We start from the raw sequence: 23,300 nt of genomic DNA on the forward strand, positions 1-23,300 counted from the left end.
AGGTGCGTCAGACCGCGACGCGGGCGCGGCCCTTGCCGCGCCGGCTCGAAAGGATCGCGCGGCCCGCGCGCGTGCGCATGCGCAGCCGGAAGCCGTGCTTCTTGTGGCGGCGACGGTTGTTCGGCTGGAAGGTACGCTTGCTCACTTGAGGCTCCAGTGCTGCGGTCGGTTCGTCTGAAGGACTTGGCGCTCGAAGGCTCGCACCGAGGGCCGCGTACGGTCCCCCGCAGCGGGGGCCCACCCGAGCTTCCTGAGGGGCGGCCGGCGGGCACGCGGCATCTCCGTCGATGCGACTCGACCTCAGAACGTTACGGGGTATTCAGGGGGCCGGTCAAACGGAGGCGGCCGCCGCAAGGCTCACCGCGGGCCCTGTCGCCGGCCCTGTCGCGGCTCCCCGCTGGGGTCTCCGTTTCGGGTCTCCGCCGGACGCGCGGGATCGATGGTGAGCGTGTTGCGGCTGTGCCCGGCAGGGGTTAAGGTCTACGAGGCGAGCCGACACTTCTTCGACGAATCCGATGTCGGCGTTCAGCCCTCAAGCCCCCGTTCGAGAACCATCCCGTACCGGCCCTCACTAAGGCCGGCCCCTTGTCGACCTCGTACCCCTGAACCCGCCTCACGGGTTTTACACAGGGTCCCCCATGCCTATGCACAGCATGTGGACAACTCTGTGGACAACTCGTGAGAGAGTAAGTCTTCCGCGTCGCGGCAGTGCCCTGCGAGGCGTGTGGAATCCCGCGGGAAAGCCGGGCAGTCAGGTGCTCCGTTCGGCGGAGTTGTGGGGAGGGGACCTTGCGCATGGACGGTCAGGATCTCGGATCGGTCTGGGCCCGCACCCTCACCGCACTGTCCGAGAGCGATCTGTCGCCGAGCTACCGCGCATGGCTGCCCATGGTCCGCCCCTTGGCCCTCGTCGAGGGAACGGCGCTGCTCGCCGCCCCCAACGAGTTCGCCAAGGACGCGCTGGAAACGCGCCTGCGCAACCTCATCACGCAGGCACTTTCCCGTGAACTCGGCAGGGAGATCCGGGTCGCGGTGACCGTCCAGCCGGAGCCCCCGGGAGGTTCCCGTCAGGGCGAGGGCGACCCCTTGTCCGCGCCGGTTCCGGGGCCGGGCGGCGGGCTCGGGATGCACGAGCCCGCTCCTCCTTATGGGGAGCCCTACGGCGAGCGGAAGCACGACGAGCGTGACCGGGATCGAGACCGTTCCTATACGGAGCAGCCCTACGGGGGTCAGTCGTACGGAGACCAGTCTTCCTACGCGGAACGTCCCGACCGCCCCTATCCCGAGCAGCCGTACACAGACCAGGGATACCGGCCGCAGTCGGGAGTTACCCACAACCCCGGTTCACCCGGAGGTTATCCACAGGCTCAGGACGACGACCGTGGATCGTACCCGCCCGCTACCCGTCCGCCCGCGTACGGTGCGGGCCCCGGCGGGCGCGGTCCGGCGCCCTACGAAGGGCGGGGCTATCCGAGTTACGGGGGGCAGGAAGGCTACGGCGGCGAACCCCAAGGTCGGCCGCCACGCTCCCATCTCAACGACCGCACGCTCGGCCCGTTGCGCCCTGGCGGCCGTCCAGAGGCCCAAGGCCGCGAACCGCAGCACACGGGGAGCGAAGGCCCGCTCGGGCACTCGGACGACAAATTTCCACAGGGCGAACAGCCCTACCCAGGGGCTGAACAGTCGTACTCAAGCGGCGAGCAGTCCTATAGGGGCGAAGGTGTCTTCCGAGACGAGGAGGGCTCCGATTCCCGGGTTCCTGGGTCCGACCCCCGAGGCCCTACGCCCGACCCTCGTGCTCCCGCGCCGGCGCCGGCGCCGCAGTCCGGTGCTTCCGAGCATGCGCGGCTGAACCCGAAGTACACGTTCGAGACGTTCGTCATCGGTTCGTCGAACAGGTTCGCGCATGCCGCAGCCGTCGCGGTGGCCGAGCAGCCTGCCAAGGCGTACAACCCGTTGTTCGTCTACGGTGACTCGGGCCTGGGGAAAACTCACCTGCTGCACGCGATCGGCCACTACGCCCAAAGCCTCTTCAACGGGGCCCGCGTCCGCTACGTGAGCTCCGAAGAGTTCACGAACGACTTCATCAACTCCATCCGCGACGGCAAGGCGGACGGGTTCCGCCGCCGCTACCGGGATGTGGACATCCTCCTCGTCGACGACATCCAGTTCCTTGAGGGCAAGGAGCAGACGCAGGAGGAGTTCTTCCACACGTTCAACACGCTCCACAACGCCAGCAAGCAGATCGTGATCTCCAGCGACCGTCCGCCCAAGGAACTGGTGACGCTGGAGGACCGGCTGCGCAACCGGTTCGAGTGGGGCCTGACGACCGACGTCCAGCCGCCCGAGCTGGAGACGCGGATCGCCATCCTGCAGAAGAAGGCCCGGCAGGAGGGCCTCGCCGCGCCGCCCGACGTGCTGGAGTTCATCGCCTCCCAGATCGCGACGAACATCCGCGAGCTGGAGGGCGCGCTCATCCGGGTCACGGCGTTCGCGAGCCTGAACCGCCAGTCGGTCGACATGAAGCTCGCCGAGATCGTCCTGAAGGACCTCATCCCCAACGACTCCGGTCCCGAGATCACCGCCGCGATGATCATGGCGCAGACGGTCGAGTACTTCGGGACGACGATCGACGACCTGTGCGGCCCGTCCCGCTCGCGGATGCTCGTCACCGCCCGGCAGATCGCGATGTACCTGTGCCGGGAGCTGACGGAGCTGTCCCTTCCGAAGATCGGTCAGCAGTTCGGGGGACGCGACCACACCACGGTCATGCACGCCGAACGCAAGATCCGGTCACTGATGGCCGAGCGCCGCGCCATATACAACCAGGTCACGGAGCTGACGGGGCGCATCAAGCACCAGGCCCGCAAGCGCTGATCCCCCTGTTCGTACACACTGTGGACAGACCCTCGGCACGCCTGTGGACGGGACCCTCCCGCGTCGTCCACACCTTGTCCAAGGCAAAGAACCGACAAAAGGCACGCGTCCCCCGAGAATCGGCAGCGCTGCTCACAACTTGTGGAAAACTCTGGGGATTTTCGCGGATAACCCTGTGGGCAACCGTTGGAGAAGCTGAGGATGAACGGTGGACGGGTGTGGACCGCGTGTGCACCGCCGCCCTGCCTTCTGGGGAAAACCGGTGGACGGGCTGGGGACGGGCTGGGGACGACGCGAAGATCATCGGGCCCCGTCGTCCCCAGGGCGGCCGAACGGGCGGTATACCCGTGGAGAACTCGTGGATAACCGGGGGATGACATGAGGACGACCTGTGGGGATGTTTCCGCCGTCCCCAGGCGCCGCCGCGCCGTCCACCGCCCATGCACAGCCCCGGTGGACAGAGAAACGCGGTCTCACCTGGGAAAACGGGCTCTGTCCACACTATCCACGGCCCCTATTACTGGTACTGCTCTACTTCTCTATCCAAGAAAAGATCCATCTCAAGTCAGGGCCTGGGGACAACGCGCACCGAGCGCCCCGGCCCGGACGAGATCAGCTCACCCTTGTCCGACACCTGCAGGAGGCGGGTCCCTTTGAAGTTCCGCATCGACAGAGACGCCCTGGCCGACGCCGTCGCCTGGACCGCGCGCACGCTCCCCGTCCGTCCCCCGGTGCCGGTCCTCGCGGGCATGCACATCGTCGCCGGAGGCGAGGGCAACGGCGACCGGCTGAAGCTGTCCGCGTTCGACTACGAGGTCTCGGCCCAGGTGTCCACGGACATCGACGTGGAGGAGGCCGGGACCGCGCTGGTGTCGGGGCGGCTCCTCGCCGAGATCTCGCGCAGCCTTCCTCCCCACCCTGTGGAGGTGACGACGGACGGCGCGAAGGTGATGCTCCGCTGCGGCAGCGCGAAGTTCACACTTCTCACCATGCCTGTGGAGGACTACCCGACGCTGCCGGAGATGCCGCCCGCCGCGGGGTCGGTGGGCAGCGACGAGTTCGCCGCCGCCGTGTCCCAGGTCGCGATCGCCGCGGGCAAGGACGACACGATCCCCATGCTGACCGGCGTCCGTGTGGAGATCGAGGGTGAGACCGTCACGCTGGCGTCCACGGACCGGTACCGCCTCGCCGTCCGCGAGCTGCACTGGAAGCCCGAGCGCCCGGACTTCTCCGCCGTCGCGCTCGTCCCCGCCCGCACGCTGGCCGACACCGCCAAGTCGCTGACGGCCGGCGCGGAGGTGTCGATCGCGCTCGGCGGGACGGGCGGCACCGGCGAAGGCATGATCGGTTTCGAGGGCGGCGGCCGCCGCACCACGTCCCGGCTGCTGGACGGCGACTTCGTCAAGTACCGCTCGCTGCTGCCGAGCGAGTACGCCGGCCTCGCCGAGGTCCAGACCGCCGCGTTCATCGAGGCCGTCAAGCGCGTCTCCCTGGTGGCGGAGCGCAACACCCCCGTCCGGCTCTCGTTCAGCCAGGGCGAGGTCGTCCTGGAGGCCGGGACAGGCGACGAGGCTCAGGCCGTGGAGGCCCTGGAGGCGTCCCTGGAGGGCGAGGACATCGACATCGCGTTCAACCCCGGGTTCCTGCTCGACGGGCTCTCCGCGATCGGCTCGGACGTGGCGCGGCTGTCCTTCACCACCCCGACCAAGCCGGCCGTCCTCACCGGCAAGCCGCCGCAGGACGGGGAGAACCCGAACTACCGTTACCTGATCATGCCTGTTCGTCTGTCCGGATAAGTACCACGCTCCGGGGCATGGCACCGTGGCGATGTCCGCGGGGGAGCCGCGCCCCCGGGGCCGAGGCAGAGCAGGCAGGCACAGGCGGCACGCACAGGGGAGAGTGAGCGTTTCATGGAGCTGGGCATCATCGGCCTGGGCAAGATGGGCGGGAACATGGCCGAGCGGCTGCGCCGCGGCGGCCACACCGTCGTCGGCTACGACCGCGACCCGGAGGTCAGCGACGTCGGCTCGGTCGAGGAGCTGGTCGAGCGGTTGTCCCCGCCCCGTGCCGTGTGGGTGATGGTCCCCGCCGGCAAGCCGACGGCGGAGACCGTCCACAAGCTGGGGGAGGTCCTGGAGGAGGGCGACCTCGTCGTGGACGGCGGTAATTCACACTATGTGGACGACCGGAAGCACGGCGAGGAGCTGGCCGCCAAGGGCATCGGGTTCCTCGACTGCGGTGTCAGCGGCGGCGTGTGGGGCCTGGAGAACGGCTACGCGCTCATGGTCGGCGGCGACGAGGACGACGTCAAGCGGCTGATGCCGATCTTCGAGACGCTCAAGCCCGAGGGCGAGTACGGCTTCGTCCACTCCGGCAAGATCGGCGCCGGCCACTTCGTGAAGATGGTCCACAACGGCATCGAGTACGCGATGATGCAGGCGTTCGGCGAGGGCTACGAGCTGATCGAGGCCAGCGACATCGTCACCAACGTGCCGGAGACGTTCCTGAGCTGGCAGGAGGGCACCGTGATCCGCTCCTGGCTGCTCGACCTGCTGAACCGCGCCCTCGCGAACGACCCCGAGCTGGACGACCTGCGCGGCTACGCCAACGACTCCGGCGAGGGCCGCTGGACCGTCCAGGCCGCCGTCGACCACGCCGTCCCGCTGCCGGCCATCACGGCGTCCCTGTTCGCCCGCTTCGCCTCCCGACAGGACGACTCCCCCACGATGCGCGTCGTCGCCGCCCTCCGCAACCAGTTCGGCGGCCACGCCGTCGAGTCCTCCAAGGGAGCCGACTCCCCCGGCGCCGACGTCAACCCCCCCTCGGTCTGACCCCCTCGGTCTGAGCTTTAGTTATCCACAGATGTGGGTTCCGGCCCCGGCTCCTGGTGGTGTGTTCGAAGCTGGGAGTGGGGTCGGCCCCCCTGGGCGGGCGGGGTGTGCGCAGGCCTGGGTGTGGGTGAGGTGTGTAGTGGGGGGTGGGGGAGGCTCTACGCTCGTGTGTTGTGCACGTCGCCCACCTTTCGCTGCAGGACTTCCGCTCGTATCCGACCGCCGAGGTCGCGCTGGAGCCGGGGGTCACCGCGTTCGTGGGGCCGAACGGGCAGGGCAAGACGAACCTGGTCGAGGCCATCGGGTACGTCGCCTCGCACGGCAGTCACCGGGCCGCGACGGACGCGCCGCTCGTCCGGCACGGGGCGCCGCGGGCGATCGTCCGGGCCGGGGTGGTGAAGGACGACCGCAAGGCGCTGATCGAGCTTGAGATCAACCCGGGCAAGGCGAACCGGGCGCGGCTCAACCGGTCCCCCATCCCCAGGCCGCGCGACATCCTGGGGATGCTGCGGACCGTGCTGTTCGCCCCGGAGGACCTGGCGCTCGTGAAGGGCGACCCGGGGGAGCGGCGCCGGTTCATGGACGAGTTGCTGACCGCGCGGGCGCCGAGGTTCGCCGGCGTGCGGTCCGACTACGACCGCGTCCTCAAGCAGCGCAACGCCCTGTTGAAATCGGCGGCCGCCCATCGGCGCTCCCCCGGCCCGGAGGTGCTCGCCACGCTGGACGTGTGGGATTCGCATCTGGCCCGCATGGGATCGGAGCTTCTGGCGGCGCGGCTCGATCTCGTCGAGGCGCTGCGTCCGCTCGTGGTGCAGGCCTACGCGGCGCTCGCTCCGCACAGTGGCGCTGCCGACCTGATCTACAAGAGCTCTCTGGGAGACGCGGAGTTGTCCACAGACCGTGGACAACTGGCCGAGCAGATCCTCAAGGCGGTCGCCGAGTCGCGCAAGCAGGAACTGGAACGCGGTGTGAGCCTCGTCGGCCCGCACAGGGACGAGCTGGTGCTGCGCCTCGGGGAGCTTCCCGCGCGCGGCTACGCCAGCCACGGCGAGTCGTGGTCGTTCGCGCTCGGGCTGCGGCTCGCCGCGTTCGACCTGCTCCGCGCGGACGGCGACGACCCCGTCCTCATCCTGGACGACGTGTTCGCCGAGCTGGACACGGGGCGGCGCAGCCGGCTGGCCGAGATGGTGGCGCCGGCCGAGCAGGTCCTGATCACGGCGGCCGTCCCCGCCGACGTCCCCGCCGAACTGACGGGGGGCTCGTATACCGTCTCCGACGGCCAGGTCGTTCGTGAGTCCGAGGGGGCGAGCGAGTGAGTGATCCACAGGATGTGCACAAGTCCGACGAGGCCGGGGCCTCTCCCTCCGACGCCGGGGCTCCTCCCGCCAAGACGGGGATCGAGCTGGCCCGCGAGGCGCTCGCCCAGGCCAAGGCGGACGCGCTCAAGCGCGGCACGATGCCCGGTCAGGGCGGCAGGCGCAAGGGCGCCGGGCGGGGCGGTCGCGTGCGGGATCCCGGGCGGGGCGGCGATCCCAAGCTGTTCGGGGCCGCGATCCGCGAGCTGATGGCGTCGCGCGGGTGGGAGCAGCGAGCCGCCGTCGGGAGCGTGTTCGGCAACTGGGCGGGCATCGTCGGCGCGGAGCTCGCCGAGCACACCCGGCCCGACCACTTCGAGGACGGCGAGCTCACCGTCGCCGCCGACTCGACGACGTGGGCCACGCAGCTGCGCCTGCTGTCGTCCACGCTCGTGCGGCGGCTGAACGAGGAACTCGGCCACGGCACCGTCCGCCGTGTGAAGGTCGTGGGGCCCTCGTCGGGGCCGCGCCGGACGGGCGCGTGGCGCGCCCGCTGAGCCGTGGCCCCGCGCCGCGCCGATGTGTCAGTGGCGGGTGGGAACATCTGTTCGGTGATGGGTCGTCCAGTTCAGCGGCGAGCGCCACGTAGGCCAAATAACCCCCCTGACCCAATGGGGGGATGTGTCTCCGGGGCCCTTCGGCCGCCACACGCGCACACAGCGCTCGCGAGTGCCACTTTTCGCCTCGTCACCCGGTAGAATGAATACGGGTTCAGGATGCTGCGCCGCCATTGGGTGCCCGGGGCTCTGACAGCACGACCAGAGCACCGACCGGGTGCCCCCATGTGTGTTACGGGGCACACCGCGCCTCCCTCGGGCGCGGAGCGGCGGACATCCCCGGCAGGAGGATCTCCTTTGGCGTACGACGCTAGTTCGATCACTGTCCTTGAAGGGCTTGAGGCGGTTCGCAAGCGCCCGGGCATGTACATCGGCTCGACCGGTGAGCGCGGCCTGCACCATCTCGTCTACGAGATCGTGGACAACGCGGTCGACGAGGCCTTGGCCGGCTACGCCGACGACATCGTGGTGACGCTCCTGGCCGACGGCGGCGTCAGCGTCCTCGACAACGGCCGCGGCATCCCCGTCGGCATGCACCCTGTGGAGAAGCGCCCCGCCATCGAGCTGGTGCTGACCACGCTCCACGCGGGCGGCAAGTTCGACGGCAAGTCCTACGCCGTCTCGGGCGGCCTGCACGGTGTGGGCTCGGCCGTGGTGAACGCGCTGTCCACCCGGTTGGAGGCGGAGGTCCGCACCGACGGCCACGTGTGGTTCCAGTCCTACACGTGGCAGGGGCCCGAGATCGAGCTCCAGAAGGGCGAGGAGACCGACGAGACCGGGACGCTCATCAGGTTCTGGCCCGACCCCGAGATCTTCGAGACGCTCGAGTGGAACTTCGAGACCCTCTCCCGCCGCATGCAGGAGATGGCGTTCCTCAACCGCGGCCTGTCCATCACGCTGCAGGACGAGCGCCCCGACCACGTCAACGGTGAGCCGCACGTCGTCCGGTACCACTACGAAGGCGGCATCGAGGACTTCGTCCGCTACATCAACGCGCGCAAGGACTCCGCGCACGAGTCCGTCATCTACTTCAGCGACGACACCACCGGCATGTCGGTCGAGATCGCCATGCAGTGGAACTCGTCCTACTCCGAGTCGGTGCACACCTTCGCCAACACGATCAACACGGCGGAGGGCGGCACCCACGAGGAGGGCTTCCGGGCGGCGCTCACCACGATCGTCAACCGGTACGCGCGCGACAAGGGCCTGCTGCGCGACAAGGACGACAACCTGACCGGCGAGGACGTCCGCGAGGGCCTCACCGCGATCATCTCGATCAAGCTGGCGGACCCCCAGTTCGAGGGGCAGACCAAGACCAAGCTCGGCAACACCGAGGCCAAGTCGTTCGTGCAGCGCGCCTGCAACGTCTACCTGCGCGACTGGTTCGAGGAGAACCCGGGCGAGGCCAAGGAGATCATCAGCAAGGCGTCGCAGGCGGCGCGAGCGCGCGTCGCGGCGCGCCAGGCCCGCGACCTCACCCGGCGCAAGAGCCTGCTGGAGTCGACGTCCCTGCCCGGCAAGCTGTCGGACTGCCAGTCCACCGACCCGGCCAGGTCCGAGCTCTACATCGTCGAGGGAGACTCGGCGGGCGGCTCGGCCAAGGGCGGCCGCGACCCGCACTACCAGGCGATCCTCCCGATCCGCGGCAAGATCCTGAACGTGGAGAAGGCCAGGATCGACAAGATCCTGAAGAACAACGAGGTGCAGGCGATCATCACCGCCCTCGGCACCGGGGTGCACGACGAGTTCGACATCTCCAAGCTGCGCTATCACAAGATCATCCTGATGTCGGACGCCGACGTGGACGGCCACCACATCAACACCCTGCTGATGACGCTGCTGTTCCGGTTCATGAAGCCGCTGATCGAGGCCGGCCACGTGTACCTGTCGCAGCCGCCGCTCTACAAGATCAAGTGGGACGCGCGGGGCACCGAGGCCGACTACGCCTTCTCCGACTCCGAGCGGGACGCGATCATCGAGGCCGGGATCGCCGCCGGCAAGCGCGACCCCCGTCCCCGCGACCTGGTGCAGCGGTTCAAGGGCCTCGGCGAGATGAACGCCAACGAGCTGTGGGACACCACCATGGACCCCGACAACCGCGTCCTGCTGCAGGTCCAGCTGGACGACGCCGCCCAGGCCGACGAGCTGTTCAGCGTGCTCATGGGCGAGGAGGTCGAGCCCCGCCGGGAGTTCATCCAGCGCAACGCCAAGGACGTGCGCTTCCTCGACATCTGAGGTACGTGCCAGGGCCGGCCCCCCGGCCCGACTCCCAGAGGCGGACGTACTTCCTTCCCATCGAGCAGAAGAGGTCTTGAGAGTGACGGACGTGACCACAGAGGGCGGACACCCGGGCGAGCGGATCGAACCGGTCGACATCCAGGTCGAGATGCAGAAGAGCTATCTCGACTACGCGATGTCGGTCATCGTCGCGCGCGCGCTGCCCGAGGTGCGCGACGGCCTCAAACCCGTCCACCGCCGCGTCCTGTACGCGATGTACGACGGCGGCTACCGGCCCGACCGCGGCTACTTCAAGTGCGCCCGCGTCGTCGGCGACGTCATGGGGAACTACCACCCGCACGGCGACTCGGCCATCTACGACGCGCTCGTACGGCTCGCCCAGCCGTGGTCGATGCGGTACCCGCTGGTCGACGGCAACGGCAACTTCGGCTCGCGCGGCAACGACCCCGCCGCGGCCATGCGGTACACCGAGTGCCGGATGGCGCCCCTGGCGATGGAGCTCCTGCGCGACATCGACAAGGAGACCGTCGACTTCTCCCCCAACTACGACGGCCGCTCGCAGGAGCCCGACGTCCTGCCGTCCCGGTACCCGAACCTCCTGGTCAACGGGTCCGCCGGCATCGCGGTCGGGATGGCGACGAACATCCCGCCGCACAACCTGCGCGAGGTCGCCGACGGCGTCCGGTGGTTCCTGGACAACTACGGCGCCTCCGACGAGGAGCTGCTCGAAGCGCTGATCGAGCGGGTCAAGGGCCCCGACTTCCCGACCGCCGGCCTCATCGTCGGCCGCAAGGGCATCGAGGAGGCCTACCGGACCGGCCGCGGCTCCATCACCATGCGGGCCGTCGTCGAGGTCGAGGAGATCCAGGGCCGCACCTGCCTCGTCGTCACCGAGCTCCCCTACCAGGTCAACCCGGACAACCTCGCCCTCAAGATCGCCGACGGGGTGAAGGAGGGCAAGCTCGACGGCATCGCCGACGTCCGCGACGAGACGTCCGGCCGGACCGGGCAGCGCCTGGTCATCGTCCTCAAGCGGGACGCCGTCGCCAAGGTCGTCCTGAACAACCTGTACAAGCACACGCAGCTGCAGGAGACGTTCGGCGCGAACATGCTCGCGCTGGTGGACGGCGTGCCGCGCACCCTGCGCATCGACCAGTTCGTCCGGCACTGGGTCGCGCACCAGATCGACGTCATTATCCGCCGCACCCGGTTCCTGCTCCGCAAGGCCGAGGAGCGCGCCCACATCCTGCGGGCCCTGCTCAAGGCCCTCGACCGCATCGACGAGGTCATCGCCCTGATCCGGCGCTCGCCGTCCGCCTCCGAGGCGCAGCGGGGCCTGATGAACCTGCTGGAGATCGACGAGATCCAGGCGCAGGCGATCCTCGACATGCAGCTGCGCAAGCTGGCCGCCCTGGAGCGCCGGCAGATCACCGACGAGTACGACAAGCTCATGGCGGAGATCACCGACTACAACGAGATCCTGGCCTCTCCTGAGCGGCAGCGCCGGATCGTCGGCGACGAGCTCGCCCCGATCGTCGAGAAGTTCGGCGACGAGCGGCGCACCGAGATCATCCCGTTCGACGGGGACGTGTCGTACGAGGACCTCATCGCCGAAGAGGACGTCGTCGTCACCATCACCCGCGGCGGCTACGCCAAGCGCACCCGCACCGACCTCTACCGCGCGCAGCGGCGCGGCGGCAAGGGCGTCCGCGGCGCGCAGCTGAAGCAGGACGACATCGTCGACCAGTTCTTCGTCACCACGACGCACCACTGGATCCTGTTCTTCACCAACAAGGGCCGCGTCTACCGCGCCAAGGCCTACGAGCTGCCAGACTCCGGCCGCGACTCGCGCGGTCAGCACGTCGCGAACCTGCTCGCCTTCCAGCCCGACGAGCACATCGCCCAGGTCATGGACCTGCGCGACTACGATGTCGCCCCCTACCTGGTGCTCGGCACCAAGAAGGGCCGCGTCAAGAAGACCGCGCTGACCGACTTCGACTCGCCCCGCACCGGCGGCATCATCGCCATCAACCTCGTCGACGACGACGAGGTGATCGCGGCGCGGCTCGTGTCGTCCGACGACAACCTGCTGATGGTCTCCACCGGCGCCCAGGCGATCCGGTTCCGCGCCGACGACGAGTCGCTGCGGCCGATGGGGCGCGCCACCTCCGGCGTGATCGGCATGCGGTTCGAGGAGGACCAGGAGGTCCTCAACATGCTCGTCGTGCAGGACTCCTCGCAGGACGTCCTGGTGGCCACCCGGGGCGGCTACGCCAAGCGCACCCCGGTGGACCAGTACCCGCTCCAGGGACGTGGGGGCAAGGGCGTTCTCACCGCTAAGATCGTGGAATCTCGGGGGATGTTGGTCGGAGCCCTGATGGTCGGCCCGGACGACGAGGTGTTCGCGATGACGTCGAACGGCGGCGTGATCCGTACGACCGCCGCCGAGATCAAGCAGTCCGGCAGGCAGACCATGGGCGTCCGTCTGATGAATCTCGCCGACGGGAACAGCGTGGTGGCCATCGCGAGGAACGTAGAGTCCATGGAGGACTCTGACGAAGCCGAAGGGGGCGACGGTGAGTGACGTATCCTGCATCGTCACCGAGCCGCTAGGCCAGGAGGACACGTGAGCACCGAGCCCGGCCAGGACAACGACGGGGCCGGCGCCGCCGGCAAGGGCGGTGACCGTAAACCCGGCGCCAAGTCCGGCCCCGCCAAGCCCACCGGCAAGTCCAGGGGGAAGCCGGGCAAGACGGTGGCCGCCGCGTCCGCCAAGTCCGGGCGCGACGAGACGACCGTCGACATCGGCACCGGCGCGACGGACCCCGCAGGCAAGGGCGCCGACGAGACGCGCTCCGACCTCACCCAGATCGACGACGCGTCGGGCAAGGCCGCCGACACGCCTGAGATCGCCCCGGTCAGGGACACCGCCGAACCGCCGAAGCCCGCCGCCAGGCCGGCGCCTCCGTCCGGGGGCGCGGAGGGTTCGCCGGTCGGCTCCGTGTCCGGCTCCGGCCCGGCGGGCTGGGCCAGACCCGCCGAGCCGTCCGGTTCGGTCTCGGCAGGACGTACGGACACGCCCGGCAAGCCGTTCAACTCGGCGGGCGGGTCGGGCGGGTCGGGCGGCCGCGGCTTCGCCGGCACCGTCCTCAAGGACCGTCCCTCCACCGCGATGACCCCGGCCAACGCCGCGTCGAAGTCCGCGCCCGGCAAGCCCGCCCGCAAGGCCCAGCTCCAGCTCGCCAGGCTCGAACCCTGGTCGGTGATGAAGTTCAGCTTCGTCATGTCGCTGGTCTGCTTCGTCGTCCTGCTGGTCGCCGTCGTCGTCCTCTACGTGATCCTGTCCGGACTCGGCGTCTTCGACGCGATCAGCGACACCGTCAACAGCCTCACCAAGGAACAGGGCGAGACCACCGGCAGCGTCGACGCCGGAAGCTGGTTCTCCTTCGTCCGCGTCTTCGGTTACACGGTCCTCGTCGGCGCCCTGAACGTCCTTCTCATCACCGCCCTCTCCACGGTCGGCTCGGTCATCTACAACCTCGCCGCCGACCTCGTGGGCGGTGTCGAGGTCACCCTCAAGGAGGCCGAGTAACCCTGCCCGCCGCCGCCCGGCAATCGATTTCCGGTTGTCCGCCCAGATGGGGTAACCTCTCGTTGCGCCGCCAGGGCGGCGGCACACTCCGGGCCTATAGCTCAGTCGGTTAGAGCGCATCCCTGATAAGGATGAGGCCGGTGGTTCAAGTCCACCTAGGCCCACCCAGTAGTCCCAGTTCAGAGGCCGGTTCCGCGTCCAGCGGACCCGGCCTCAAGATCTTTTGGCACTCCGATGGCACTGGGACCTCGCACCACCAAGACGCATCAGGCGACAGTTCGCGTCTCCCGTGTGGCGGCCTGTCCTCCCGTCGTGATGCGTCGACGCATTCTGACCAGGCGGCTTCAAGCCGAGGCTCGGAGGCTCGTCCCGGACGCTTAGATCCGGCGGTGTAGTGGCCTCGCTGGACGCCGTTCCAAGGGGACCTGCTGTCGTAGGGCAAGGGGGCCTGCTGTCGCAGGGCAAGTAATGGAAATCGTGCACATAAGGCAGCTGGACCGGGCGCGGTCCAGGTGGTGGACGAGGATCGAGCGCGATCCAGGGGGTGGCAGCAGTAGCCGGACATGGTGAAGCGAGGCCGACGAGCGCACCGAGGGTGAACCGGCGAGCGCATCGGACTCCACGGCGAGAACGATCGGTGAGGTTCTCCCTGTCGGACGAAGAGCACGCGCTGGTGGCTTCGGCTGCGGCGGAAGAGCGACTCGCACTCGGCGCGTTTGCGGCACAGGCGGTCCTCACGGCCGCGCGCGGGAGCGTTCAGCCGCAATACGGCCTGCTGAGGGAGGCACTGAAGACGGTGATGCATGCGGCTGGGCAGGCCAGGCGTATCGGCGTGAACCTCAATCAGGCGGTCGCCGCCGTGCACTCAGGGGAACCGCCGCCTGAGCTGCGCTGGTACATGGATGCGGCGGCGCGTACCGTGCGGCATCTCGATGACCTTGCCGAAGAGATCCGTCGGCATCTGCCCTGACGCCGAACTCAGGTGGTCCTGTGCCCGGTATGGGCGGTCACGCCCACTTGTCGGGACGTTGGCGCACCAGCCCGTGGTCCGGGACGGAGCCGGGGAGCAGGGATGCCCTCAGATGCTCCTCCCTGATCGGGAAGGAGGTCACCATGCCATCGAACCGGCTGGGGCTGCCTCTGCCTGGAGGGCAGGCGACCATTATCGGGCGAGTGGGGGCCAACTCCAGCGAGGCCTGGATCGCGGGCAGGAAATCAGTGTCCGTGGAGACCAGCAACGACAGGTCCCCGTTCCCCAGTGCGGCGTCCCGGACCATCTCGGTGGCCAGTGCGACGTCGGTCAGCTTCTCCTCGTAGGTGCGGTAACGCTGCTGAGGCGGCTGGCACTGGCACTGCCACTGGGCGCCGCAGGCCCGGCAGCTGATCCGCATGTTCTTCACCTTGAAGTGGCCTCGGATCACCTGCACCTGCGGCCGGTGCGCCGTCAGCGCGGCCAGGTACGTCTCCTGGCGACGCGCGGCGTCCGGCTCGCCTTTGACGATCGCGGTGAAGTACTTCACGGCTCGCACCGTGTCATCGCGCCGCATCCGTTGCACCAGCTCGACGATGTCGAGCCACAGGTAGGCACGGCCGTACTTGGACTTCAACCCGTGGTAGAGGTTGAACCCGTCGACGTACGCGATCGCATCCGGCACGTGACAGAACGTTAGACGGTGGTGGAGGTGGCGCGTGCCGGAAGTAGTAACTATGCTGGGCGGCAGACGAAGTCGGTTACGGCCGACAGGGCGGCCCCGTTCAGGGGCCGCATTTTTTTATGGGGTGGATCGCCCCCTCGACGTCAGAGCCCGGCAGCAGTTGGCTTTCGCGCCTCGCTCGGCGTCTTCAGCTGGGGCGCCGCTGCGACACCGAGGTGGGAAACCTGCCGTCAGGCCGTGCTCAGGTGAGGACGGGACTCGGGGCGGAGAGCCAGAGCCACGTCGGCGAAGGCGGCTCGGAGGCGTTCGTTCTCGGCCTTGAGAGCGTCCAGCTCGGAGGTTTCCGGGGCTTCGTTGATCTGGGGTCCGCGGATCTTTTCGAGGGCGGCGAGGGCGGTCTCATCGGCGTTGGGGAGGGTGTGGAGGTGCTGCTCGGTCGTGGCTATCGAGGCATGGCCCAGGCGCTCCTTGACGACCTGGAGATCTGCGCCGCCGGCCAAGAGCCAGGAAGCGTGAGCGTGGCGCAGGTGGTGCGGGGTGACATGGTCAAGCCCCGCCGTCTTGCAGGCCGGAGTCCAGATCTGCTTGCGGAACCAGTCGGCCGGGATGTGACCGTCGGACTGGCGTACGCGCGGTGAGCGCGGGTTGTCCTTGCCTGTGGCTCGGCGCTGGCCACGGTAGAGGCGGTAGGCCTCCTTGCAGTACTCGCAGCGGCACTTTCCAGTGGTGTAGGCGGTGAGCGAGCCGTGGTCGTAGCTCTTCCCCCGTTCGTTAGCGGTGGTCATGCCGTGGGCGCCGGGCACCGGAACGGGACGCAGCTTCCTGGGCTTGGGCTGATCAACGGGTAGGTACGTGAAGAAGAGGTCGCCCTCCCCGAGGCCTCGGGTCACGGCGTGTGCCTTGAGCTTGCGGACGATCTGGGGACTGAGCTTGAAACGGCGGTACTCCTTGCCCTTGGGATAGGGCTTCACGAGGAACCGGCCCTGAGTCGGATGGAACTGCGGGTTGAGTTCGACGACCGTCCTGCTGACAGTGAGGACGCGCGTGGCGAAGTCCAGGTCCTTCACGCGGAGTTCGGCCACCTCGCCCCAGCGCAGCCCACTCTCGATGATCGTTTCGACGAGCAGGCGGCTGTCGGCGTCGGGCAGCGCCCGGTAGAGGCCGTCGAACTGCTTGGCCGTGATCGCCTTCTTCGGCTTCTTGGGGACCGGAGGGATCCGCACCCCTCGGCTGGGATGCTGACTGATCACCTGGTCGTTGAGGGCCGTGGTGAAGATCGAGTTGAGGATCCCCCGCTTGCACTTCTGGATCGTGGCCGCGGACGCCCCCTTGCGCTGCATCTCGGTGATCCATTCACGCACGTGCTCGGGGAGGATGTCGCACATTCGCATGGGGCCGAAGAAGCCCATCAGGTGCTTGTTGATCTTGTAGGTGTAGTCCTGCCGGGTGGTCGCCTCAAGGACCTGGTGGGGCAGCCACTTCTTCTCGACGTACGTCTGGAAGGTCTGGCGTCCACGGCGCCGGTCGCCCAGCCCGCCCTTGGCGATCTCCGCCTCGGCGGCGTGCCACGCGGCGACGGCCTCTTTCTCGGTGGCGAACGTCCCGGCCGTCTGGCGCCTGCCGCGCGCGTCGTCGTACATCGCGCGGTAGCGGGGGACGCCGGTCTTGGTGAACCGGACCTGCACCTAACCCAAGTCGATCACTCCGAGCAGCTGATCGTTTGGCACTCTCGTGGCACTGGATCTTGCGATATCGAGTGCCACGAGGAGGGATCGCCTGACACTCGATCAACGCTCTGACCAGCAGCTTAGCGGAATTCTTTGACTTTGGGTGACCGTTTGAATGCATGCCGATAGGCGCTGATAAGGATGAGGCCGGTGGTTCAAGTCCACCTAGGCCCACCAGCTCAGAGCCCCCCACCACGACCGGTGGGGGGTTTTGGATCTCCGCATGACCGAGGATCGCGGCGGCATCCCGCGCCGGCACCCCCAGCCGCTTGAGAAGCGTTGCTGTCACGTGCCGCAGGTCATTGAGCCGGATCCGGCGAAGACCCGCGTTCAGGCGCCGCCGCCCGGATTCATTCACCGGGCGAGAGCGGGCGCCTCGAAGATGCACTCGGGACGACCTTGGGCGTTGACGTGCGTCGCGACACGGCTGAAGCCGTAGCCAGCGATCGTCCTCAGCGAGGCGGCGTTGTCTGGAGCGATGGTGGCGCGGACCAGGCGGACTGCGTGATGTTCAGCCGCCCGCCGCATCAACTCAGCCATGATCGCTTTGGCATAACCACGGCGTCGATGAGTGGGGGCGACCGAGTAGCCGACCTCAACACGGCCGTCCTCGTCAGGCGGACCGTGGAACCCTCCATGGCCGACCGCGATGTCCTCGCACTCCACGACAGCCACATGAACGCTCCAAGGCGCACTGTCGGGCATTACGACGAGCCGGTCACGATGCAGTCGCCAGACACGCCGGAGGGTGCTGTCCAGAAAGTAGCCGGGAAGGGCCACACCGGCGATGGCGTCGGCTTGGGCCATGTCACCGCTCAACAAAGCGGTCAGCGCGGCCGGTGGCAGCGGCACCAAACGCACTGCTGCTGAGCCTGGCGGACTAGTCAGGTCCCGCTCGCGCCCGTCGTCATCAGCGGTCATGCCAGGCATCCTCACATCGCGGCCGTTCGAGTGCCTCAAACTCAGTGACATGCCCTGAACCGGACAGCGCTTTCGGTGCTCATTGCCTCCGGCGGGGGCCTCTGACTCTGGGAAGCCCATCTGCGCTCGTGACGGTCGTTGAGGCTGGGGAAATGCCTGATGCGGATGTCCGCCAAGCAGGCCCAGGCTCAGGGATGACGAGGCGGAGCGGAATCTGCAGGCGGAGCAGGAGGCAGGGTCGCGTGAAAGCTGGCTAGGCCGATCCCACGCGCTTCGCCACTTCGGGTGGACGCGCTACCCGGGCGGGGGGAGCTGCCCCCTCTCCGGTCCTCCTGCGAGGCCGGAGGCAGCGCAGGCGATCCGGACGGCTGGAGCTGGCCGCTGACGGCTTGATCAGCTTTCGGAGTCGAGAGCGGTGTGGTCGAAGCTCTGGGGCGCCATGGCGTCCACAACCTGGGCCACCGCCTCGACCAGCGCTCTGCCTGTCGGCGTGCCGGTCACCGTCCACACTTCCCGGTCTTCCTCCTCGACACTGGTGACGCCGTCGACGGCGCTCAGCGCGTCGGCGATCCGGCGGCGCAGCTCGGATTCGAGGGGGTCCGTGCGGACGAACTCCATCACCCAGACGCTGACACTCCACAGCGGCGCTGCTCGGAGCTTGGAGGCCGAGACAGCGCGGAGGTCCGGATCATCCGTCTTGCGTAGCCACTCTTCGGCTATCCCCGAGTCGAGCGGCTGTACCTGCTGGACGTCGTCACTCACCCGACGAGGTTATCCGGGGGTGCTTGGGCGGATCGCCCGAACCGAGCGGGTAGTCGGGTGAGTCCTCTACGGCGCGGGCGTCCGCCTCAAGTGCGCAGTTGCGCGTTGAGCCGGGCGGCCTGCCGCGTGAGGTGGTCGCGTTCGGGAAGGTTGGGCGCTGACCGGGCGGCCTGGGCGTAGAGCCGTGCCGCTGTGGCCGGGTCACCGTCACGTTCGTGCAGGTACGCCGCGGCGGCGGTGTAGCGGGGCAGGGACGGGTCGAGCTCCGCCAGGGCGGCCAGGCCGGCCCGCGGGCCGTCGGCCTCGCCTACCGCCACGGCCCGGTTGAGGCGGGCCACCGGGTTGCCGGTGAGGCGCACCAGCTCGTCGTACCACTCGACGATCTGCACCCAGTCGGTCTCGGCGGCCGTCCGGGCGTCGGCGTGGAGCGCGGCGACGGCCGCCTGCGCCTGGAATTCGCCCAGGCGGTCGCGCATGAGGGCCGCCTGGAGCACGTCCACGCCCTCGGCGATCAGGCGGGTGTCCCACAGGCTGCGGTCCTGCTCGGCGAGGGGCACGAGTCTGCCGTCGGGGCCGGTCCGCGCCGCGCGCCGCGCGTGGTGCAGCAGCATGAGCGCGAGCAGGCCCGCCACCTCCTCGTGGTGGGTCTTGGCCGCGAGCTGGCGGGTGAGCCGGATCGCCTCGGCGGCCAGGTCGACGTCGCCCGAGTAGCCCTCGTTGAAGACCAGGTAGAGCACGCGCAGGACGGTGGCGACGTCACCGCGCTGGTTGAACCGGACGTCCGAGACGGTCCGCTTGGCCCTGCTGATCCGCTGGGCCATGGTCGCCTCCGGCACGAGGTAGGCCTGCGCGATCTGACGTGTGGTCAGGCCGCCGACCGCGCGGAGCGTGAGCGCGACGGCCGAGGCCGGCGTCAGGGACGGATGCGCGCACAGGAAGTACAGCTGAAGCGTGTCGTCGGCCGCCTCGCCCGGGCCGGGCGAGGGCTCGGTCTCGACGCGTACCTCGCGGCGCCGCCGGGAGGTGTCGGCACGGGCGGCGTCGAGGAACTTGCGCCAGGCCACGGTGACCAGCCAGCCCTTGGGGTCCTGCGGCATGTCGTCCGGCCACACGCGCACCGCCTCGACCATGGCGTCCTGCACGGCGTCCTCGGCCTCCGCGAAGTCGGCCCCGCGGCGGACGAGGACACCGATCACCGCGGGCACCAGCTCCCGCAGCAGCGCCTCGTTCACTCGGTCACCGTGGGCGCCTCGGTCAGGAAGGGGCGCACCTCGAGCCATTCGTAGATCGGCTTCCCGCCCGCCCCCGGGGCCGCGGACAGTTCTCCGGCCAGTTCGAACGCCCGCTCGCGGCTCTCGACATCGATCGCTATCCAGCCGGCGATCAGGTCCTTGGTCTCGGCGAACGGGCCGTCGGTGACCGGCGGCCGGCCCTCGCCGCCGTACCGGACGAACGTCCCCTCCTGGGAAAGCCCCTGGGAGTCGACGAACTCGCCGGACCCTTCGAGCCGCGAGATGAAGTCCTGCATGTACTGCACGTGGGCCGTGAGCTCCTCCGGCGTCCACTGCTCCATCGGCACGTCGTTGGCCGGTGCCGGCGCGCCTCGGTAGTGCTTGAGCAGCAGGTACTTGGCCATCGTGTTCTCCTTGATGTGTTCCAGGCCATTGTGGCCGTGTCACTGCCGGGGACGGAGCCGCGCGCGTCTTCTCGACATGCCGCCACGGATTCTTTCAGGCGGATTTCAGCTGACGCGGCGGGCTCGACGGGCTGTCAGGCGAGCTGCTCGGCCAACCCGACGATGATCCCCTCGGGGCCGCGGAGGTAGCAGAGCCGGTAGCTGTCCTCGTACCGCGCCACCTCGCCGAGGACTTTGGCGCCGTGGGCGCGCAGGCGGGCGATGGTGCCGTCGATGTCGACGACGGCGAACATGACGCGGTGCAGGCCCAGCGTGTTGGGCGGCGGGTTCTCCTGCCCGGCGCGGATCGCCGCGGGGGCGTGGTACTTCATCAGTTGGGCCTTCACCACCAGGGCGTCCACCCTGCCGAACCTGAGGCGCTCACCGTCCTGAAGGAAACGCAGAGGCCGGTTTCGAAGGTCTCGAAACCGGCCTCTGGACCGTCGGCGTGCCATGGCCCCCGGCTCCGGCGAGCGGGGTCGCCGCGCTGCTGGATGCTCAGGCGGGCTGGGGCGCGCGAGCGGCCTTGACCGCCTCCCGCAGGTGCTCCTCCTGCTCGGGGGACAGCGAGGTCTGGATGAGCCTGCCGCCCAGCGGCGCCATCTCCGGGACTGCCTTCTCGGGATTGCGCTTGTCGATCAGGACGAACACGGCCGCGGCGCCGGGCGGCAGCTGCTCGCCGAGGTTGTGCATGAAGTCGTCGTCGATGCCCGAGTCGGCCGCTGAGCCCATGGCCGCGCCGGTGGCTCCGCCGATGGCCATGCCGAGCAGCGGCATGAAGAAGACGAGCCCGATCAGCCCGCCCCACGCGGCGCCGCCGAGGGCGCCGCCTGCGACGAGGTTGCGGGCCTGGTGGAGCTTGATCCTGCCGTCCTGCCTGCGCTCGACGATGACGACGTCCGCCAGCTCGATGATGTGCTCCTTGTGCAGCTGGACGAGCTTCTCCCGCGCCTGCTCGGCGTGGGGCAGGTCGTCGTACGCGACAGCGATCAGGTCGCTCATGTTCCCCCCGGTCGTGTCTCCCGCTGCCGGGCGCGGGAGGATGCGTGCTCGCTGTGTGCGGCGGTTCCCGGCGTGCCGATCACCCGCGCGATATGTCGGGATGCCCCGGAGAGTCCCCAATGCGCGGTCCCTCGCAAACCATGGGTGGGGCTCTCTTGGACCGGGGCGGGGCAAAACGTGGGTTGTGATTGGCGTAAGCCGGCGGCGCCTCGGCGGATTGCCGAAGCAGCCAAGTAGGGGCTGGGCGCGGCGGCCGCGCTCTGGGGCGCCAGTGGACTGGACCAAGCGGGTTCTCGAATGGCCGACGGCCTGGACTCTTCGCTGCCTCACGGCATTGGCGGCGCTGAGATCGGACCTTGGCCTATGCGGTCCCGACCCCGGTTATCCAGATAAGGAGGGCAGTTCTCCACAGGTTGTGGATAACCGAGTGCTCCGGGATGCCGACGAGGAAGCAGTTCACATCGCACCCTGCCACATCGCCCCCGCCGGAGCGGCGATCCTGGCGCTGATCTTTGGTGCGCCGCCGAGCCATGTCATCTGAGAGTCCAGGTGGGGGCTGCCTGCCACGAAGACGTGGGTGGTCAGCGGGGCGTGGCCGTCCGCCCGGACGATGAAATGGATGTGCGCCGGCCGGTAGGGATGGCGGCCGGTGGCCCGCAGAAACCGTCCGACCGGTCCGTCCGTCGGGATCGGGTAATGGCTGGGCAGGACGGTCCGGAATCGGAACCGCCCTTCGGAGTCGGTGTGGAAAAGACCGCGCCCGTTGCCGGCCGGTTGGACCCCGGGCTGCTGGATGTCGTAGAACCCGTTCGCGTCGCACTGCCAGACGTCCACCTCGGCGTGGGGCAGGGGCGTCCCGTCGCTGCTGAGGACCCGGCCCCAACACCGGGAGTGTCGCGGAAACTGTCCTGGACGGCCCTCGTCGCAGTGTGCTCATTGAAGTCCACGGATGCCTCCCTTTCCACAGCCTGTGGAAAACTCTGGCGACGGGGACGTCCTCACTTCCAGCACGGTGCCGGCCGGGCGGCTTGAACCGACTTTCGCGGCCTCTCGGCCCTTGGTGCGCGGACCGCCGTGGATCGTCCTGAGTGCGGTGGCGTGCGCCGCGCCGATGATCGCGATGACGCTTATCATTCCCCACCTCCGCGGTTCGCGCGCGCTTGTCCGACGCGGTCACGCCGCCGGGCGCCAGGCCTTCGCGGGCGTGTAGTCAAACTTGACTAAACGAAGCCCTCTTCCTACGCTCCCGACCATGGGTGAGAAGGCGATTCCGATCTTTCCGTGCCGGTCGATTGAGCTGACCTGGGACTTCTACCGGGCGCTCGGTTTCGAGCAGAGCAGCTGGCAGACGCGTCCCAATCCGTACCTCGGGGTCCGGCGGGACGACGTCGAACTCCACTTCTTCGGGTGGAAGAAACACGAGCCGGCCGCGTCCATGAACATGTGCTACATCAGCACGACGGAGGTGGACGTCCTGTACGAGACGTTTCGCGGCGGGCTCCGTGAGGCTCTCGGCCGGGTCCCGGCCCGGGGACTGCCCCGACTGAGCGCGTTGCGGGACATGTCGTACGGGGTCCGGCAGTTCCTGCTCAGCGACCCGGACGGGCTCCAGCTCCGCATCGGCCAGGCCATCTCGAAGGACACGCGGCACGCGCCCATTCCGGAAGAGAAGGTGGCACGGGCCCTTCACATGGCGAGCCTTCTCGGCGAGTCGAAGGGGGACCACCGCGCCGCCGCGCGGATCCTCGATCGGCTGCTGCGGTCCGATCAGGCGCTGTCCCCGTCCGAGCGGCTCAGAGCCCTGGTCCTGAGCGCCGACGCGGCCTCCCACCTGGAGGAGTGGCCCCGCGTCCGTGCCCTCGCGGCCGAGGCCCGTGCGATCGACCTGCCGGTCTCCGCCGACCTGGGCGACGACCTCCGCCGCCTGGCCGATCTCGAAGTCGCCGTCCCCGTCGACGGTCCGACTCCACCGACCGGAAGCACGCGCTGACCAGACCCCGCGCTGGGGGTGAAACCCATGGGTGAGCGCCACTCGGTGGCTGATCGGGCTGCCTCGACCGCCGGGTCGGGGGCCGGTGTGGAGGGATGTGATGTCCACCCACGTGTTG

18 protein-coding genes, 1 tRNA gene and 2 pseudogenes are annotated in these 23,300 nt (G+C 68.9%); 11 read left to right on the forward strand and 10 right to left on the reverse strand.

All coding sequences use genetic code 11. The features are described 5' to 3' along the window. Window positions 1–7: 7 nt before the first annotated feature. On the reverse strand, window positions 8–145 hold the full coding sequence (rpmH, locus tag BKA00_RS27740) for a 50S ribosomal protein L34 (RefSeq protein ID WP_151542862.1): 138 nt from the start codon (window positions 143–145) through the stop codon (window positions 8–10). A 650-nt stretch (window positions 146–795) separates the two neighbouring features. Here rpmH and dnaA point away from each other — a divergent pair. The 10 genes and pseudogenes from dnaA (at window position 796) to BKA00_RS27790 (ending at window position 14,420) form a co-directional block, all read left to right on the forward strand. Then, window positions 796–2,877, forward strand: coding sequence for a chromosomal replication initiator protein DnaA (dnaA, locus tag BKA00_RS27745; protein WP_185029763.1), 2,082 nt, complete (start codon window positions 796–798; stop codon window positions 2,875–2,877). A 653-nt stretch (window positions 2,878–3,530) separates the two neighbouring features. Further along, the gene (gene dnaN / locus BKA00_RS27750; protein WP_185029766.1) at window positions 3,531–4,673 is read left to right on the forward strand and encodes a DNA polymerase III subunit beta; all 1,143 of its coding nucleotides are present in this window, start codon (window positions 3,531–3,533) and stop codon (window positions 4,671–4,673) included. A gap of 90 nt (window positions 4,674–4,763) precedes the next feature. After that, a pseudogene (gnd, locus tag BKA00_RS27755) lies at window positions 4,764–5,708 on the forward strand (phosphogluconate dehydrogenase (NAD(+)-dependent, decarboxylating)); the annotation flags it as partial. A gap of 173 nt (window positions 5,709–5,881) precedes the next feature. Beyond that, window positions 5,882–7,024 carry a DNA replication/repair protein RecF gene (recF, locus tag BKA00_RS27760; RefSeq protein ID WP_185029771.1) on the forward strand — a complete coding sequence of 381 codons (1,143 nt, stop codon included), beginning with the start codon at window positions 5,882–5,884 and terminating at the stop codon, window positions 7,022–7,024. Next, complete coding sequence (locus tag BKA00_RS27765; protein WP_230298617.1) at window positions 7,021–7,560, forward strand: DciA family protein; 540 nt, start codon at window positions 7,021–7,023, stop codon at window positions 7,558–7,560. Before recF ends, BKA00_RS27765 begins: the two co-directional genes overlap by 4 nt. 357 nt (window positions 7,561–7,917) lie before the next feature. Beyond that, complete coding sequence (gene gyrB / locus BKA00_RS27770) at window positions 7,918–9,855, forward strand: DNA topoisomerase (ATP-hydrolyzing) subunit B (protein ID WP_185029773.1); 1,938 nt, start codon at window positions 7,918–7,920, stop codon at window positions 9,853–9,855. An 82-nt stretch (window positions 9,856–9,937) separates the two neighbouring features. Further along, the gene (gene gyrA, locus BKA00_RS27775; protein ID WP_185029776.1) at window positions 9,938–12,442 is read left to right on the forward strand and encodes a DNA gyrase subunit A; all 2,505 of its coding nucleotides are present in this window, start codon (window positions 9,938–9,940) and stop codon (window positions 12,440–12,442) included. Window positions 12,443–12,484: 42 nt separating this feature from the next. Continuing rightward, the gene (locus BKA00_RS40635) at window positions 12,485–13,450 is read left to right on the forward strand and encodes a DUF3566 domain-containing protein (RefSeq protein ID WP_230298616.1); all 966 of its coding nucleotides are present in this window, start codon (window positions 12,485–12,487) and stop codon (window positions 13,448–13,450) included. 90 nt (window positions 13,451–13,540) lie between these two features. Further along, window positions 13,541–13,614: transfer RNA gene (locus tag BKA00_RS27785), tRNA-Ile, on the forward strand. A gap of 473 nt (window positions 13,615–14,087) precedes the next feature. Further along, the gene (locus BKA00_RS27790) at window positions 14,088–14,420 is read left to right on the forward strand and encodes a hypothetical protein (protein ID WP_185029778.1); all 333 of its coding nucleotides are present in this window, start codon (window positions 14,088–14,090) and stop codon (window positions 14,418–14,420) included. Window positions 14,421–14,457: 37 nt separating this feature from the next. On the opposite strand, the gene BKA00_RS27795 is transcribed toward BKA00_RS27790, so the two are convergent. From BKA00_RS27795 to BKA00_RS27835, 9 genes and pseudogenes are all read right to left on the reverse strand, one after another. Continuing rightward, window positions 14,458–15,105 carry an NYN domain-containing protein gene (locus BKA00_RS27795; RefSeq protein WP_185029780.1) on the reverse strand — a complete coding sequence of 216 codons (648 nt, stop codon included), beginning with the start codon at window positions 15,103–15,105 and terminating at the stop codon, window positions 14,458–14,460. 230 nt (window positions 15,106–15,335) lie between these two features. Then, window positions 15,336–16,745 carry a tyrosine-type recombinase/integrase gene (locus BKA00_RS40075; protein WP_185029782.1) on the reverse strand — a complete coding sequence of 470 codons (1,410 nt, stop codon included), beginning with the start codon at window positions 16,743–16,745 and terminating at the stop codon, window positions 15,336–15,338. 441 nt (window positions 16,746–17,186) lie between these two features. Further along, window positions 17,187–17,753, reverse strand: a complete 567-nt coding sequence (locus tag BKA00_RS27805; RefSeq protein ID WP_185029784.1) for a GNAT family N-acetyltransferase — start codon at window positions 17,751–17,753, stop codon at window positions 17,187–17,189. Window positions 17,754–18,146: 393 nt separating this feature from the next. Beyond that, window positions 18,147–18,515 carry a hypothetical protein gene (locus BKA00_RS27810; protein ID WP_185029788.1) on the reverse strand — a complete coding sequence of 123 codons (369 nt, stop codon included), beginning with the start codon at window positions 18,513–18,515 and terminating at the stop codon, window positions 18,147–18,149. Window positions 18,516–18,601: 86 nt separating this feature from the next. Beyond that, complete coding sequence (locus tag BKA00_RS27815) at window positions 18,602–19,747, reverse strand: RNA polymerase sigma factor (RefSeq protein ID WP_185029790.1); 1,146 nt, start codon at window positions 19,745–19,747, stop codon at window positions 18,602–18,604. Next, window positions 19,744–20,151, reverse strand: a complete 408-nt coding sequence (locus BKA00_RS27820; protein WP_185029792.1) for a YciI family protein — start codon at window positions 20,149–20,151, stop codon at window positions 19,744–19,746. Before BKA00_RS27820 ends, BKA00_RS27815 begins: the two co-directional genes overlap by 4 nt. 134 nt (window positions 20,152–20,285) lie before the next feature. Continuing rightward, entirely contained in the window at window positions 20,286–20,552 is a 267-nt protein-coding gene (locus tag BKA00_RS27825) for a VOC family protein (protein WP_338072167.1), read from the reverse strand. 136 nt (window positions 20,553–20,688) lie between these two features. Beyond that, window positions 20,689–21,192 (reverse strand): DUF1269 domain-containing protein, encoded by a 504-nt coding sequence (locus BKA00_RS27830; protein ID WP_185029798.1) that lies wholly within the window; start codon window positions 21,190–21,192, stop codon window positions 20,689–20,691. Between the two features lie 456 nt (window positions 21,193–21,648). After that, window positions 21,649–22,059 (reverse strand): annotated as a pseudogene (locus BKA00_RS27835) (dioxygenase family protein); the annotation flags it as partial. Between the two features lie 385 nt (window positions 22,060–22,444). Here BKA00_RS27835 and BKA00_RS27840 point away from each other — a divergent pair. Beyond that, the gene (locus BKA00_RS27840) at window positions 22,445–23,182 is read left to right on the forward strand and encodes a bleomycin resistance protein (RefSeq protein ID WP_185029801.1); all 738 of its coding nucleotides are present in this window, start codon (window positions 22,445–22,447) and stop codon (window positions 23,180–23,182) included. Window positions 23,183–23,300: the final 118 nt, after the last annotated feature.

Origin of the sequence: Actinomadura coerulea (assembly GCF_014208105.1) — a bacterium.
GTDB lineage: Bacteria > Actinomycetota > Actinomycetes > Streptosporangiales > Streptosporangiaceae > Spirillospora > Spirillospora coerulea.